A 13,698-nucleotide genomic window follows, 5' to 3' on the forward strand; every position below is an offset into this window, starting at 1 on the left:
CCGACATAAATCTATCGTGAAAAATGTCTATGACTGCGCCGCGTGTCCGATCGGATGCGCGGCGCTTTTCACGGCGCGGCGAAGAACGGCGCTGGAAGCTAGATATCATGCCGGAACTGCCAGGATTTCATTTCGTTACCGGAAGGGAAGACTTTCCTTCACCGCCGCTTCTTCTGCTGCATGGCGGCGGCGGAAGCGAGATGGATCTCATTCCCCTTGCGGACGACATTGCGCCGCAGCGGCCCTACATGTCCTTGCGCGGCGGTGTGGAATGGGAAGACGGCTTCGCCTTCTTCCGCCGCAATCCCGATCGCAGTCTCGACTATGGTGATCTCGGCGAGCAGACGCACCTGCTCTGCCGTTTCATTACGGAAGCGAGCGAACAAGGCATATTGAAACAGCTGCCGATCCTCGTTGGCTTCTCCAACGGCGCCATCATGGCCGCCTCGATCCTGCGCGCCCGACCGGATATCGTATCGGGCGCAATTCTGATGCGCCCCTTGTCTCCGGCTCCTGAAGCACGATTTTCATCGATGACCAGCCTGCCAGTCCTGATGACGGCGGGAGAAAACGACCAACGCCGCGAACCGGGCGATGCGCTGCTGGTCAACCGACAATTCGAGAACTGCCACGCCGATGTCAGCATGCATGTGCTGCCCACGGGCCATGGTTTGCATCAAAGTGAAGCCGCGCTCATTCGCGACTGGCTTATACGGAAAGGCATATAAGATGGATCAACAAGCACCCGCCGGCATGAACGCGGTCGACGGCCAAATCGCAGCCGCCTTCGAAACCGACGATCCTTCCTCCATCGCCAAGGCGCTTGGTGAACTGGCGCGGACGCGCAACATGAGCAAGCTCGCCAAGGATGTCGGCATGAACCGCTCGGCGCTCTACCGCGCCCTCAGTGGCGAAGGAAATCCGGAATTCGCGACGATCTTGAAAGTCGTCAAGGCACTCGGGCTCAAGCTGACACCGGTGCCGGCTGCCCATTAAAAATCCGCAATACCAATGAATTAGGCTTCTTGGTCGATCCACGCATCGTTAGCCGATCGACTCTTCAAGCAAGAGAAGTATCAGAAAGCCCGCGAAGAACATCGCTGTCACCCAGGGACGATCGGGTGTTTCATGGGCTTCGACCAGCAGTTCCTCGGTGACGAGATAGAGGAGCGCAATCAGACCGAACGAAAAGAAGCCGGTCAGAATGGGACCGGGCAGCAACGCCACCGGCGTCCCGAGCAAGGCACCTATCGGCAACAAGAGTGTAAGCGCCGCCGTGACTGCGACGATCCTGGTGCGGGAGCGGACGCTCTCGCCAAGCTCCGTGGCTACGGTCAAGCCAAGGAATAACACCTCGAGCGTCAGAGCGATCGTCAGCAACAAGCCGACCTTCGGGCCAGCCGCAAACCCAATGCCGAGCACCAGGCCGTCGATCAGGATATCGATGCCGATAGCCGTCAGGAGGCCGACCGGACCTTTGGCCCAATTTTCCAATTGTTTGACCAGCAGCATGACGGCTACGCCGATCGCACCGCCGATCACCGTCGCCAAGGGATTGCCTCGATGCATGAGGTCCGGCAGGATTTCGCCGGCGGCGGCCGCAAACACGACCCCAGCGGCAAAATGTTGGATCGCGCTAACAAGATTAGGTCCTGGCCGCGTGTTCACCGCCACCACAGAGCCCACGATGGCGGCCGTTGCCGGGATCAACGTGTAAACCCATGCCGAAGCCGCCATAAACTTCCTCCGTTGCTCGCCCTGTCGACTTTATCCAGCTACGCCGGTTAGCCAACGAGGCGGCGATCGAAACCGGCAATTACCAGATCACCTTGGACAATTCGGAAAGGACCGTGTTGCCATAGTCCTCGTCCTTGATGCTGAACTCTGCTTCACCGGACACCAGATTGAAATTAAAGAAAACCTCGGCTTGGTCCTGATCGAGGAAAAGCTTGGTGGCGTACCAGTCTCCCGGCCCGCCACCAAAGCCACCACCGGGAAGACGGGCCGTCGCTGCGCCGAGAAATGCTATGCTGAACGGCAGCGTTTCCAGCTTCACGTTTGAGAGGCTGGGGGCCTGTGCCGTCAAGGCTTTGGCCAGTTGTTCGAAGAATCGTGTCGGGCGAGAGCCGGGAACGTGGCGGAATGCGCCGCGCGAGATGCTTATCGGACCACTGCCCTCTTTTTCATCCGGCGCCTGAATTTCGATAACGAATTTCGTTTCGTTTTCACTCTCGCCATAGGTAGCCATCAAAGCGAGGGTTTCCGTATCCGAGCCGCCCGTCAGAGGAGCGACCTTGAAGGCGAGAGGTGCTGGGAAATCGTCATCAGCAAGAACAAGATCCTGCGCAAGGCTGCCGCCGGACAGTATCGTACCAAGCGACATGATCAAAATAGAGCGCCGTGTAATCATTCTGCACTCGTAGACAAAAAACAACGTCTCCGGAACCACTATAAGATAGCAGTAATCCAGATTTCAAATCTGTTCTTCGAATTGGCTGTTCGCGGTGTGGCGTCGAGTAGACCCTCAGGCGGCCGGAGCCGCCTGACGCCGGGCTGCCAAGGCAGCAAGATCGGCTGGCTTCAGCTCGACGGATTCGCCGCAGCCGCAGGCCGATGTCTGGTTGGGATTGGTGAAGGTAAAGCCGGAACGCAGCGTCGTGGTCTCGAAGCCCATTTGGGTGCCGAGCAGATACAGCACGGCCGACGGCTCGACCCAGACCTTGGCGCCATTATGCTCGATAAGGTCGTCCTTGGCATTCGGCTCGGTCACCAGATCGATGGTATATTCCATCCCGGCGCAGCCGCCCTTCTTGATGCCGACGCGAACGCCCTTGGCATCGGGGCCGGAATTCTCGACGATTGCCTTGACGCGCGCTGCGGCGGTCTCGGTCATGGTCATTACAGCAAAGCCCATGGGCCCATTCTCCTTCCACAACCGGGGTCAAGATCCGGTGCTTCGAGTCTTAATGTAAAGCGAGCGGCTTAAAGCTTCAATACCAGCCGATCGCCACCTGCGCTTCTTCCGACATGCGATCTGCCGACCACGGTGGGTCGAAGGTCATGCTGACTTCGACGCCCGACACGCCTTCGACGGCGCCGACGGCGTTTTCGACCCAGCCTGGCATCTCGCCGGCGACGGGGCAGCCGGGCGCGGTCAGCGTCATGACGATCTTCACCATGCGGTCGTCTTCGATGTCGATCTTGTAGATCAGGCCGAGTTCGAAGATATCGGCGGGAATTTCAGGGTCATAGACTGTTTTCAGCGCGCTGATGACGTCATCGCTGAGACGAGCCAGCTCTTCCTCAGGGATGCTCGAATGCACGAGGCCTTCGCGCACGTCGATCTTCTGTTCGCTTTCGTCGAGTGACATCGCGTGCCTCCTTAGGCAAAGAATTTGCGCGCATATTCCAGCGCATCGGCCAGGGCGTCTACCTCGGCTCGGGTATTGTACATGCCGAACGATGCTCGGCATGTGGAGGTGACGCCGAAGCGTTTCAAGAGCGGCTGGGCGCAATGCGTTCCCGCCCGCACCGCAACACCCTGACGATCGATCACCATCGACACGTCATGAGCGTGAATGCCGGCGAGTTCAAAGGAGAATATACCACCTTTGCCGGGCGCCGTGCCAATAACACGCAGCGAATTGATATCCCGCAACCGTTCGGCCGCATAAGCCGAAAGATCGGCTTCGTGGCGGGCAATCGCCTCACGGCCGACGCTCTCCATGTAATCGAGCGCATAGCCAAGCCCGATCGCCTGGACGATCGGCGGCGTACCGGCCTCGAAACGATGCGGCGGATCATTGTAGGTGACATTTTCCTCGGTGACGTCGAAGATCATCTCGCCGCCGCCCTGGAAGGGCCGCATCTCGGCAAGCCTGTCCTTTTTACCGTAGAGCACGCCGATCCCCGAGGGACCATAAAGCTTGTGGCCGGTCATCACATACCAGTCGCAATCGATATCCTGCACGTCGACAGGCATATGTACCGCCCCTTGCGAACCGTCGATCAGCACCGGGATGCCGCGCTCATGTGCGATGCGGCAGATTTCCTTGACCGGAACGATGGTGCCGAGCGCATTCGACATGTGCGTGACGGCGACAAGCTTGGTGCGTTCCGTCAGGCTCTTTTCGAAGTCCTCGATATGGAACGCGCCCTCGTCATCGACCGGCACCCAGACCAGCTTGGCGCCCTGCCGCTCGCGGATGAAATGCCAGGGCACGATATTGGAGTGATGCTCCAGGATCGAGACGACGATCTCATCGCCCTCGCCGATCTTCGGCATGCCCCAGCCGTAGGCGACCGTATTGATCGCCTCGGTCGAGTTCTTGGTGAAGACGATATTGTCCACCGACGGTGCATTCAGGAAGCGGCGCACCTTTTCGCGCGCGGCTTCATAGGCCTCGGTGGCGGCATTGGAGAGGAAGTGCAGGCCGCGATGCACATTGGCATATTCGCTCGAATAGGCATGCGATATGGCGTCAATGACCATCTGCGGCTTCTGCGCCGATGCGCCGTTGTCGAGATAGACCAGCGGCTTGCCGTGAACGGTCGTCGACAGGATCGGAAAATCCCGGCGGATCGCTTCAACGTCATAGGCGGTGGCTGGTACGATCTTGTCCACGAGCATTGCTCCAATCAATCAGGCGTGCTTTTCGAGCCAGGCAAAGATAACGCCTTCCAGCGCCTCGACCAGTGCCTCGTCTTCCAGCTCTTCGACAATTTCGGCCACGAAGGCATTGACCAGCATGGCGCGGGCCTTGTTCTTCGGGATACCGCGCGCCATCAGGTAGTAGAGATGGTTGCTGTCGATATCAGCGACGGTAGCGCCATGACCGCACTGAACGTCGTCGGCGAAGATTTCCAGCTCCGGCTTGACGGAGAACTCGGCATCGTCGGACATCAGCAGCGTGTTGCAGGCCATTTTGGCGTCGGTCTTCTGCGCATCCGGAGCGACGCGGATCATGCCCTGGAAGACGCCGCGAGCGCGGTCGAACACCACGTTGCGGACGATCTCCGTCGAACTGGTATGCGGCACGTCATGGCCGAGCACCATCGTCACATCGGTATGCGTGTCGCCGCCGAGCAGGTTGACGCCGCGCAGCGAGAGCTCAGCGCCCTCGCCCGAAACCTTGATATGCAGTTCCTGACGCACCAGCTTGCCGCCGGCATTGATCACGAACAGCTTCAGCTTGGCGTCCTGACCGAGATCGACGCGGATCTGGCCGAGATGCGTGTCCTCGGAACCCTGCTCCTGCAGGATGATCCAGGTCACCTCAGCGCCCTTGCCGACCGTGATGTCACTGATCGAGGACACCAGTGCCGCAGCGCCCGGAACACCCTCATGACGCTCGATCACGGTTGCCTTGGCACTAGCACCGAACGTAACAGGCAGACGGCTGTGAATCTGTCCGCCAGCATGGATGAACTGGATCTCCAGCGGCGCGTCGAGCTCGGTGCCGTCGGGAAATTCGATGACGTAGCCATCACGCACGAAGCTGGCATTGATGCGACCGATAGCGTCGTCCTTGCCGAGCGCCTCCAGGCCGGCGGCGGCCGTGCCGTCCGTCAGGCTGTCGATATAACGGCTGACAATCAGGCCATCGACCGAGGCCTTGCCGACCGCGCGACCCTGCAGAACCGAAAGAACGGCCGAACCCTCAGCCGTCGGCGACAGCGGCTCGACGCTGCCGGTGCCGAGATCGGTCGGAACCGTACGCAGCAGGTTCTTGAAATCGGTATAGTGCCAAGCCTCGAAGCGCCGCGTTGGCAGGCCGGCGGTCTTCAGATCATCCAGCAGGCGGTCGCGGATGGCGAAAACTTCTCCGTCACCCGGCAGGTCGCCCAGCTGGTTGTTGTAAGCCTCGATCAGCGCGGTTTCCGCGGCAGTCAGGCGGGTCGTCGTCTGAACGTTCATCGACGTATCCTTTCCGCCCCGATCAGGCCGCAGCCCCAATGATGTCGGCATAGCCGTTGGCTTCGAGTTCATGCGCCAGCGTCTTGTCGCCGGACTTGATCACCTGGCCCTTGTAGAGGACGTGGACGGTGTCCGGCACGATGTAGTCGAGCAGGCGCTGATAGTGGGTGATGACGATCACGGCACGGTCGGGCGAGCGCAGGGCGTTGACGCCGTCGGCGACGATCTTCAGCGCGTCGATGTCGAGACCGGAGTCGGTCTCGTCGAGGACGCAAAGCTGCGGCTCCAGCAACGCCATCTGCAGGATCTCGGCGCGCTTCTTCTCGCCGCCGGAGAAACCGACGTTGAGCGGACGCTTCAGCATCTCGGTGTTGATCTGCAGCTTGGCGGCGGCTTCCTTGACGCGACGCATGAAGTCCGGCGTCGTCAGTTCAGCCTCGCCGCGCGCCTTGCGCTGTTCGTTCATCGCCACCTTCAGGAACTGCATGGTGGCAACGCCGGGAATTTCGACCGGATACTGGAAGGCGAGGAAAATGCCCTTGGCGGCGCGCTCGGCAGCGTCCAGCTCGAGAATGCTCTCGCCATTGTAAAGGATCTCGCCCTCGGTCACTTCGTAGTCGTCGCGGCCGGCAAGGATATAGGAGAGCGTTGACTTGCCGGAGCCATTCGGGCCCATGATAGCGGCAACTTCGCCAGCCTTTACCGTCAGGTTCAGACCACGGATGATCTCGGTGCCGTCTTCGGCGATGCGGGCATGCAGGTTCTTGATTTCAAGCATAGTAGAATCCAATCGAACGAATGTGGGTGCGGCGCGCCTGGCGCGCCAAAACTAATTCTTTATGCGGATGTCAGCCGACGCTGCCTTCCAGCGAGATGCCGATCAGCTTCTGCGCTTCGACGGCAAATTCCATCGGCAGCTCCTGCAGCACTTCCTTGACGAAGCCGTTGACGATCAATGCGATCGCCGCTTCGGTCGGGATGCCGCGCTGCAGGCAGTAGAACAGCTGATCTTCGGAGATCTTCGACGTCGTGGCTTCATGCTCGAACTGCGCCGTCGAGTTCTTCGCCTCGATGTAAGGCACCGTATGCGCGCCGCACTTGTCGCCGATCAGCAGCGAATCGCATTGCGTGAAGTTACGTGCGTTCGACGCCTTGCGGTGAGCCGAGACCTGGCCACGATAGGTGTTCTGCGACACGCCGGCAGCGATGCCCTTCGATACGATACGGCTCGACGTATTCTTGCCGAGATGGATCATCTTGGTGCCGCTGTCGACCTGCTGATGACCGTTGGAGACGGCGATCGAATAGAACTCGCCACGGCTGTCGTCGCCGCGCAGGATGCAGGACGGATATTTCCAAGTGATCGCCGAACCGGTCTCGACCTGCGTCCAGGAGATCTTGGAGCGATGGCCGCGGCAATCACCACGCTTGGTGACGAAGTTGTAGATGCCGCCCTTGCCGTTCTTGTCGCCCGGATACCAGTTCTGAACCGTCGAGTATTTGATCTCGGCGTCGTCCAGGGCAACCAGCTCGACCACAGCGGCATGCAGCTGGTTTTCGTCGCGCTGCGGCGCCGTGCAGCCTTCGAGATAGGAGACGTAGGCTCCCTCTTCGGCGATGATCAACGTGCGCTCGAACTGGCCGGTGTTCTTCTCGTTGATGCGGAAATAGGTCGACAATTCCATCGGGCACCGCACGCCCTTCGGCACGAAGACGAAGGAACCGTCCGTGAAGACGGCCGAGTTCAGCGTCGCATAATAATTGTCGCTCGTCGGAACGACCGTTCCGAGATATTTGCGTACGAGATCGGGATGCTCGCGGACGGCTTCCGAGATCGACATGAAGATCACGCCGGCCTTCTTCAGCTCTTCCTTGAAGGTGGTGACCACAGAGACCGAATCGAACACCGCATCGACGGCGATCTTCGGCCGCTCTACACCGGCGAGAATTTCCTGCTCGCGCAAGGGAATGCCGAGCTTCTCATAGACCTTCAAGAGTTCCGGATCGACTTCGTCGAGCGATGTCGGACCGGGCGTCGTCTTCGGCGCGGCGTAATAATAGATGTCGTTGAAGTCGATCTTCGGATAGTCGACTCGCGCCCAGGTGGGCTCTTCCAGCGTCAGCCAGCGGCGGTAAGCCTCCAGGCGCCATTCCAGCATCCACTCCGGTTCCTGCTTCTTGGCGGAAATAAAGCGAACAATATCCTCGGACAGGCCTTTCGGAGCCTTGTCCATTTCGATGATGGTCTCAAAACCATACTTGTACTGGTCCACGTCGATCAGACGAACCTGATCGATTGTTTCTTGGACGGCAGCCATGTCGTTCTCCAATCTCGCCGGATCCAAGGTCCGGCAGCTTGTCAACGTTTCAGTAGACTTTCGCCTACCCTCTATGTAGTCGGCCAAAAGGGACTTTTCAGCCCGCTTGGCAAGCGGAAATTTATGTTTCCGCAAAATTGTAAGCCGTCAGGCCGCAGCGCCCGCAGGTTTGCGTCGTCCGGCAATTCTGGCGAAGGCGGCAATCGCGCGTTCGACATCCTCGTCGGTCGTCGTAAATCCGAGCGAAATGCGCAGCGCCCCGAGCTTCGGATCGCAACCCATTGCCGACAGCACATGGCTTTCACCAACCTTGCCGGAGGAGCAAGCCGAGCCTGCCGAGATCGCCACCCCTTCGAGATCGAAAGCGATCTGCCCGGTTTCCGACTTCAGCCCCGGCAGGGTGAAGAAGCTGGTATTCGGCACGCGCGCGCCGCCTTCGCCATGAATGATGACATCGGGCGCGGCGAGCTTCATGCCCTGTTCCAGTCGGTCGCGGAGCTTTGCGACACCCATGTTCCGGCTATCGAGCTCGGCGATCGCCGCAGTGGCGGCAGCACCAAAGCCGATGACACCAAGCGCATTTTCCGTGCCAGAACGATGGCCTTTTTCTTGGCCCCCGCCATGGATCAACGGCTTCGGCATCAGCACTTCGCCGCGAGAGATCAATGCGCCCACCCCCTTCGGGCCGCCGATCTTATGCGACGAGACGATGAGGAAATCCGCACCAATCGCATTGATATCCAGCGGAACCCGGCCCGCTGCCTGTACGGCATCGACGATAAACACGCCTCCGGACGCCTGCACGATCTTTGCCGCTTCGGACACAGGCTGAAGAATGCCGGTCTCGTTATTGGCAAGCATGATCGCCACCATCGGCAGGCCGTCGGCCTTGTCATGCGCGACAAGCATCGTCTCCAGCGCGGCCAGATCGACGGTTCCTTCCGGCGTCACCGGAATCTCGCTGATATTCTCTTTCGCAAACCGTCCGCCTTCACGCACGGCCGGATGTTCGATCGCCGATATGTAGAGATGGCCGATCGCAAGCGGCGTGCGGCCCATGCGAAATTCCGGCGTCAGCACCATATTGGCGGCTTCGGTCGCGCCGCTGGTGAAAACGACGTGTGCCGGCTCGGCACCCGTCAAGCTTGCAACCTGCCGACGCGCGGCCTCGATCGCCGCCCGCGTTGCCCTGCCTTCGCCATGCACGGAATTAGGGTTTCCATAAAGATCCAAGGCATGCAACATTGCATCGCGCGCCGCCGGGTGGAGCGGTGCGGTGGCATTCCAGTCGAGATAAAGGCGCGTTGCAGCCATAATCTTCTTCCTGCCTGACGAAGCCTTGTTGCGCCGCCCGGTTCATTTTCCTTGAAATTTCGACCGGGCATGCCTTATGACACGTTCCACAAACCGTTGAACAAGCAACGCGTGGAAGACCGTACCAAGTTTCGAATTGTTCTAAACTGCGTTCTAGAAAAGATGAGCGCATTCGTCAAGTCAACTTGCTGCGTCCCACCTGGTTTGAACGCAGAAAAAGAAGAGCCGGAGTATCGATGCCCGAAGTTATTTTCAACGGCCCCGCAGGCCGCCTTGAAGGCCGCTATCAGCCCTCCAAGGAAAAGAGCGCCCCGATCGCGATCATCCTGCACCCCCATCCGCAGTTCGGCGGCACGATGAACAATCAGGTCGTCTACCAGCTTTTCTACATGTTCCAGAAGCGCGGCTTCACCACGCTTCGCTTCAACTTCCGCAGCATCGGCCGCAGCCAGGGTGAATTCGACCATGGCGCCGGTGAATTGTCGGATGCCGCCTCTGCGCTCGACTGGGTGCAGAGCCTGCATCCCGATTCGAAGAGCTGTTGGGTTGCCGGCTATTCCTTTGGCGCCTGGATCGGCATGCAGCTTCTGATGCGCCGCCCCGAGATCGAAGGTTTCATGTCGATCGCGCCGCAGCCGAACATCTACGACTTCTCGTTCCTGGCACCCTGCCCGTCCTCCGGCCTGATCATCAACGGCGATGCCGACAAGGTTGCCCCGGAAAAGGACGTCAACGGCCTCGTCGAAAAGCTGAAGACGCAAAAGGGCATTCTCATCACCCATAAGCTCGTCTCCGGCGCCAACCATTTCTTCAATGGCCAGGTCGATACGCTCATGGGCGAATGCGAGGACTACCTCGATCGTCGCCTAAATGGCGAACTGGTGCCGGAACCGGCAGCCAAGCGGATCAGGTAAGAGGCTCGCCCCTTACCGCGACATCCCAAAACTTGGGCACGAGAGCCCGTCGATCACAATTGACGGGCTTTCTTGCATCCCGATTTTGCGCAGAACCCGCTGCGAGGCTACGTTCTCCGGATGAGTGAAGGCGATGAACCGCTTGGCAATTCCGCGCGTGAAAAACCAGTCCGCCAAGGCGCCCGCAATTTCGGTCGCATAGCCATTGCCCCAGACCTCCCGGCTGAGCGAATAACCAAGCTCGAATTCACCGCGCCCGCGCTCTTCCTGAAACCGGGAGAAGCCTGCCCGGCCGACAAAGCGGCCGTCGTCGCGCCTGAGTATCTTGTATTTGGTCACGCCATCGCGCGCCTGCTCGCCGAACCAGCTCTTCAGCCGCTCCTCGGCCTTCTCCAGCGTCCACGGCGCGGCGCCCGAGAGATAGCGGGTCGTATCGATGGTCGAATGCAACTGCTGAATCAGCGCTGCATCGCCCTTGTGCCACATCGTCAGAACGAGACGAGGTGTTTCCAATATGATTGTGTCGCTCATCAGACGATGTTTTCCCGATCCCGCTGAAATGTCCGGCTCGTACCTGACAGGACGAGCCGCCAGATCAGTGTTAAACGCGCGGCGACGGCTCAACAATAGCGATCGCGGATATCATCGTCGCAGCGGAACGGAAGCCGCCAATGAGTAATCTCCCTGGCGGCCATCCGTCCCGATGTCACTTATGCGGTGACGTCCCTCAATGACATGCAGGCAGACCGGGCGCTCCACATTTCTTCACGGGAGGCTTCTGTGGCGGATGCGCCTGTGGTGGCCTTTTCGCCTGCTGTACGGCTCTCGACTGCGGTTGAGGTCTTGGCTGAGCCTGAGGTTTGGCAGCCTGTGCTCTGACGGGCGCGGCCACCTGACGTGCCATCTGGGGCGCAGGTTTGGCCTGGGGAGCGGGCCTGGGAGCCGCATGACGCGGCGGCGCGGCGGCAACGACCTTCGGCTTTGCGGGTGCTCCTGTAACAGCTGCAGGCGATGCCGCTTTTGCTGCCTGAGCATGGGCGGCTGGCTTTGCCGCCGACACCGGATTCTGCACGCTATTGGCAAGAGGCTGTGAAGGCAGAGGCTTCTTAGCCTGAACCTGTTTGGGCGTCACCTGCGTGTTGCCGACTGGTGGCAATGGCTGGCCCTTCGTGCCGGGGAGCGCATGTGCGTTGGCATTTTGGCCCTGAGCGGCTGGTGCCGCCGCTGCGACACCAGGCTTCTGCGCAGTATTGGGAACCGATTGCGGTGACTGGACTTTCTTCGCCTGCGATTGCCCCTGCGTCACCGGTGTATTGCCGACAGGCGGCAAGGGCTGACCCTTGGTGCCGGGAAGAGCATGCGTGTTCTGCGGCTGCCCTGCGGGTACCGGACTAATCGCCGGAACCTTCGTCGCGGCGGCCAGACTTTGCTTTTGAATGATTGCGGCGTGCTTCTGCACCGAGGGCGGCAGAGCGACATGCAGCGCTGCGGCACCCGCGCCGGCGACAACTGCGGCGCCGGTCAGTTTTTGCGCCGTCGTCAGGCTCGGCGCTGCGGGGGCAGCCGTGCTCTGATTGACGGTCGTGTTGTTGTTGATGACCGTGTTGTTGACCACCGTATTGTGGATATTATTGAAGATCACATTGTTTTCAGGCGGCGCTATATCACGCGGCGGGCGCACCCATTCGGGGACTGGAACGAAGACCGGCGCTGGCAGGACATAGAGATCGACCGACGGCTGCGGCGGCGCCAGCACGACGAAATCCGGAGGCGGCGGCGCTAGGAAGACGACCGGCGGCGGTGGGGCATAACCGAAATCCGTATCATCGAAATAGAGGATGGGCCGATCGACATAGACGATCTCCGGCGGCGGCGGCGGTGGCACGTCATATTCGATCACCGTAAATGACGGCGGTGGTTCGAGTGCCGCCTCGAAATGCTCCAGGCGACGACGAGCGTCCCACACATGCGGGCCGCGTGGATAGCGCCTCAGATAGGACCAATAGGCTTCCGGCGTATCCGCGACCCAGGTCTCGCGCCATGTGATCGCCTCACGACGGGCGGCAATGATGGCGCGCACGCGCCTTGCCATCGGATCATCCGGATAGGCGGCGAGGAAGTCTTCATAACCCACCAAGGTGTCGCGGTCGAGTGCGGCGAAATAAGCGTCTCTTTCGTCGAAATCGCGGATCGCCTTCGTACGCATCGTGGCGCTATTGTAGCTGGAAACCTGGACCGCGGGCGCATCGGGGCCACGGTCGAGGAACGTGAATGCTCCGCCAAACTTCGAGGCATCCCATGATATCTGCGCACCCTTGCTGAGGTCGCTGACACGCAGCCGCGTGCGGTCGAACACGTCGCTGAGCGGAAGACCGCCGACGCGCATCATCTCCGCCAAGGCATGCGCGTAAGCGCCATAGGGTCCCGCCTCCGGCGGCGCCACTGTGCCGGGCGCGGCATTGAACGCGATCAGCTGATTGGCATCGGCCTCGACAAGCGCCAGGCCGCCCGCAAGCGGCTGATTGGATTGGGCGAACGGATTGGCGCGCGCAGCATCAAGGACAACAATGCTGCCTCTGTTCCTGATCGCCGCCAGCGACCTGGTGAAATCGCTAACCCTGATGGCTTCGACCGGAACGTCGGTGGCGTTGGCGATCTGCGCGTCGACCGGCACGAAATAGTTGTCGCCTTGATATTGAAGCCCATAGCCAGCCAGGTAGACAAAGGCGATCGTGTCGGGGCCGGAAGCGTTTGCCTTGGCGAGAAAGTCGCGCAGCGCATCGCGCAGCCCGTCCTGGTTCAGGTCGCGCGCGCCGATCACATCAAAGCCTGCGGCCTGCAGCGTCTGCGCAATCAGACCCGCATCATTGGCCGGCGTCGGCAATGCGCCGGCTTTATAGGCCGAGTTGCCGATGACAAGCGCTATTCGCTTTTCCATGGCGTTTTGAGCTTCGGCCGGACCCGCAACAGCAAGACCAGTCAATACCAGGACCATGGCAAGCAATGCCCAGATCGTCCTTATGGACGACAGTCCCATTACCGAAAACAAAGGTGACATACCGGTTTCTTTCGTGAAACATGTGGTGCACGCAGGATCAATGGTATGCCCAGCATGGGATCGGATTTCGGCGAATGCTGGGCGCATTTTCGGCCCCTTCGCGGCGATCTGGCGACCTCTTTCAACCGAAATACTGCGGCAGGCAAAGCCGTTCGATCGTCTTTCCGGTTTTGCTGA

General features: G+C 60.2%; 14 protein-coding genes. 3 read left to right on the forward strand and 11 right to left on the reverse strand.

Annotation, left to right across the window (positions count from 1 at the left end; translation table 11 throughout):
• The first annotated feature begins 107 nt into the window (after nucleotides 1–107).
• Nucleotides 108–728 carry an alpha/beta hydrolase gene (locus tag PMI03_RS18670; RefSeq protein WP_039974392.1) on the forward strand — a complete coding sequence of 207 codons (621 nt, stop codon included), beginning with the start codon at nucleotides 108–110 and terminating at the stop codon, nucleotides 726–728.
• A 1-nt stretch (nucleotide 729) separates the two neighbouring features.
• Nucleotides 730–996, forward strand: coding sequence for an addiction module antidote protein (locus PMI03_RS18675; protein WP_007696234.1), 267 nt, complete (start codon nucleotides 730–732; stop codon nucleotides 994–996).
• 48 nt (nucleotides 997–1,044) lie between these two features.
• On the opposite strand, the gene PMI03_RS18680 is transcribed toward PMI03_RS18675, so the two are convergent.
• The 9 genes from PMI03_RS18680 to PMI03_RS18720 form a co-directional block, all read right to left on the reverse strand.
• The gene (locus PMI03_RS18680) at nucleotides 1,045–1,737 is read right to left on the reverse strand and encodes a ZIP family metal transporter (protein WP_007696236.1); all 693 of its coding nucleotides are present in this window, start codon (nucleotides 1,735–1,737) and stop codon (nucleotides 1,045–1,047) included.
• Nucleotides 1,738–1,816: 79 nt separating this feature from the next.
• Nucleotides 1,817–2,434, reverse strand: coding sequence for a hypothetical protein (locus tag PMI03_RS18685; protein WP_234711639.1), 618 nt, complete (start codon nucleotides 2,432–2,434; stop codon nucleotides 1,817–1,819).
• 90 nt (nucleotides 2,435–2,524) lie between these two features.
• Complete coding sequence (gene sufA / locus PMI03_RS18690) at nucleotides 2,525–2,914, reverse strand: Fe-S cluster assembly scaffold SufA (RefSeq protein ID WP_007696240.1); 390 nt, start codon at nucleotides 2,912–2,914, stop codon at nucleotides 2,525–2,527.
• A gap of 76 nt (nucleotides 2,915–2,990) precedes the next feature.
• Nucleotides 2,991–3,371 carry an SUF system Fe-S cluster assembly protein gene (locus PMI03_RS18695; protein WP_007696242.1) on the reverse strand — a complete coding sequence of 127 codons (381 nt, stop codon included), beginning with the start codon at nucleotides 3,369–3,371 and terminating at the stop codon, nucleotides 2,991–2,993.
• Between the two features lie 11 nt (nucleotides 3,372–3,382).
• Nucleotides 3,383–4,624 (reverse strand): cysteine desulfurase, encoded by a 1,242-nt coding sequence (locus PMI03_RS18700; protein WP_007696245.1) that lies wholly within the window; start codon nucleotides 4,622–4,624, stop codon nucleotides 3,383–3,385.
• Between the two features lie 18 nt (nucleotides 4,625–4,642).
• A complete protein-coding gene (gene sufD / locus PMI03_RS18705) occupies nucleotides 4,643–5,917 on the reverse strand; it encodes a Fe-S cluster assembly protein SufD (RefSeq protein ID WP_007696248.1) in 1,275 nt (424 codons plus the stop codon).
• A gap of 22 nt (nucleotides 5,918–5,939) precedes the next feature.
• Nucleotides 5,940–6,695 carry a Fe-S cluster assembly ATPase SufC gene (gene sufC, locus PMI03_RS18710; RefSeq protein WP_007696251.1) on the reverse strand — a complete coding sequence of 252 codons (756 nt, stop codon included), beginning with the start codon at nucleotides 6,693–6,695 and terminating at the stop codon, nucleotides 5,940–5,942.
• Between the two features lie 70 nt (nucleotides 6,696–6,765).
• Nucleotides 6,766–8,235 (reverse strand): Fe-S cluster assembly protein SufB, encoded by a 1,470-nt coding sequence (gene sufB / locus PMI03_RS18715; RefSeq protein WP_007696252.1) that lies wholly within the window; start codon nucleotides 8,233–8,235, stop codon nucleotides 6,766–6,768.
• A 147-nt stretch (nucleotides 8,236–8,382) separates the two neighbouring features.
• Nucleotides 8,383–9,549 carry a cysteine desulfurase family protein gene (locus PMI03_RS18720; protein ID WP_007696253.1) on the reverse strand — a complete coding sequence of 389 codons (1,167 nt, stop codon included), beginning with the start codon at nucleotides 9,547–9,549 and terminating at the stop codon, nucleotides 8,383–8,385.
• Between the two features lie 236 nt (nucleotides 9,550–9,785).
• Between PMI03_RS18720 and PMI03_RS18725 the strand changes: the two genes are divergently transcribed.
• Nucleotides 9,786–10,463 carry an alpha/beta hydrolase gene (locus PMI03_RS18725; protein ID WP_007696254.1) on the forward strand — a complete coding sequence of 226 codons (678 nt, stop codon included), beginning with the start codon at nucleotides 9,786–9,788 and terminating at the stop codon, nucleotides 10,461–10,463.
• Nucleotides 10,464–10,475: 12 nt separating this feature from the next.
• Here PMI03_RS18725 and PMI03_RS18730 read toward each other — a convergent pair whose 3' ends face one another.
• On the reverse strand, nucleotides 10,476–10,994 hold the full coding sequence (locus PMI03_RS18730; protein WP_007696255.1) for a GNAT family N-acetyltransferase: 519 nt from the start codon (nucleotides 10,992–10,994) through the stop codon (nucleotides 10,476–10,478).
• 196 nt (nucleotides 10,995–11,190) lie between these two features.
• Nucleotides 11,191–13,521 carry a caspase family protein gene (locus PMI03_RS18735; protein ID WP_309574416.1) on the reverse strand — a complete coding sequence of 777 codons (2,331 nt, stop codon included), beginning with the start codon at nucleotides 13,519–13,521 and terminating at the stop codon, nucleotides 11,191–11,193.
• Nucleotides 13,522–13,698: the final 177 nt, after the last annotated feature.

This window comes from Rhizobium sp. AP16 (genome assembly GCF_000281735.1).
GTDB classification, from domain to species: Bacteria; Pseudomonadota; Alphaproteobacteria; order Rhizobiales; family Rhizobiaceae; genus Rhizobium; species Rhizobium rhizogenes.

Excerpts from the sequence above, each read along its gene's own strand:
- PMI03_RS18725 (WP_007696254.1), top strand. The coding sequence starts at position 9,786 with ATGCCCGAAGTTATTTTCAACGGCCCCGCAGGCCGCCTTGAAGGCCGC.
- PMI03_RS18695 (WP_007696242.1), bottom strand. The coding sequence starts at position 3,371 with ATGTCACTCGACGAAAGCGAACAGAAGATCGACGTGCGCGAAGGCCTC.
- PMI03_RS18670 (WP_039974392.1), top strand. The coding sequence starts at position 108 with ATGCCGGAACTGCCAGGATTTCATTTCGTTACCGGAAGGGAAGACTTT.
- sufA (WP_007696240.1), bottom strand. The coding sequence starts at position 2,914 with ATGGGCTTTGCTGTAATGACCATGACCGAGACCGCCGCAGCGCGCGTC.
- sufB (WP_007696252.1), bottom strand. The coding sequence starts at position 8,235 with ATGGCTGCCGTCCAAGAAACAATCGATCAGGTTCGTCTGATCGACGTG.
- sufC (WP_007696251.1), bottom strand. The coding sequence starts at position 6,695 with ATGCTTGAAATCAAGAACCTGCATGCCCGCATCGCCGAAGACGGCACC.
- sufD (WP_007696248.1), bottom strand. The coding sequence starts at position 5,917 with ATGAACGTTCAGACGACGACCCGCCTGACTGCCGCGGAAACCGCGCTG.
- PMI03_RS18720 (WP_007696253.1), bottom strand. The coding sequence starts at position 9,549 with ATGGCTGCAACGCGCCTTTATCTCGACTGGAATGCCACCGCACCGCTC.
- PMI03_RS18730 (WP_007696255.1), bottom strand. The coding sequence starts at position 10,994 with ATGAGCGACACAATCATATTGGAAACACCTCGTCTCGTTCTGACGATG.
- PMI03_RS18680 (WP_007696236.1), bottom strand. The coding sequence starts at position 1,737 with ATGGCGGCTTCGGCATGGGTTTACACGTTGATCCCGGCAACGGCCGCC.
- PMI03_RS18735 (WP_309574416.1), bottom strand. The coding sequence starts at position 13,521 with ATGTCACCTTTGTTTTCGGTAATGGGACTGTCGTCCATAAGGACGATC.
- PMI03_RS18675 (WP_007696234.1), top strand. The coding sequence starts at position 730 with ATGGATCAACAAGCACCCGCCGGCATGAACGCGGTCGACGGCCAAATC.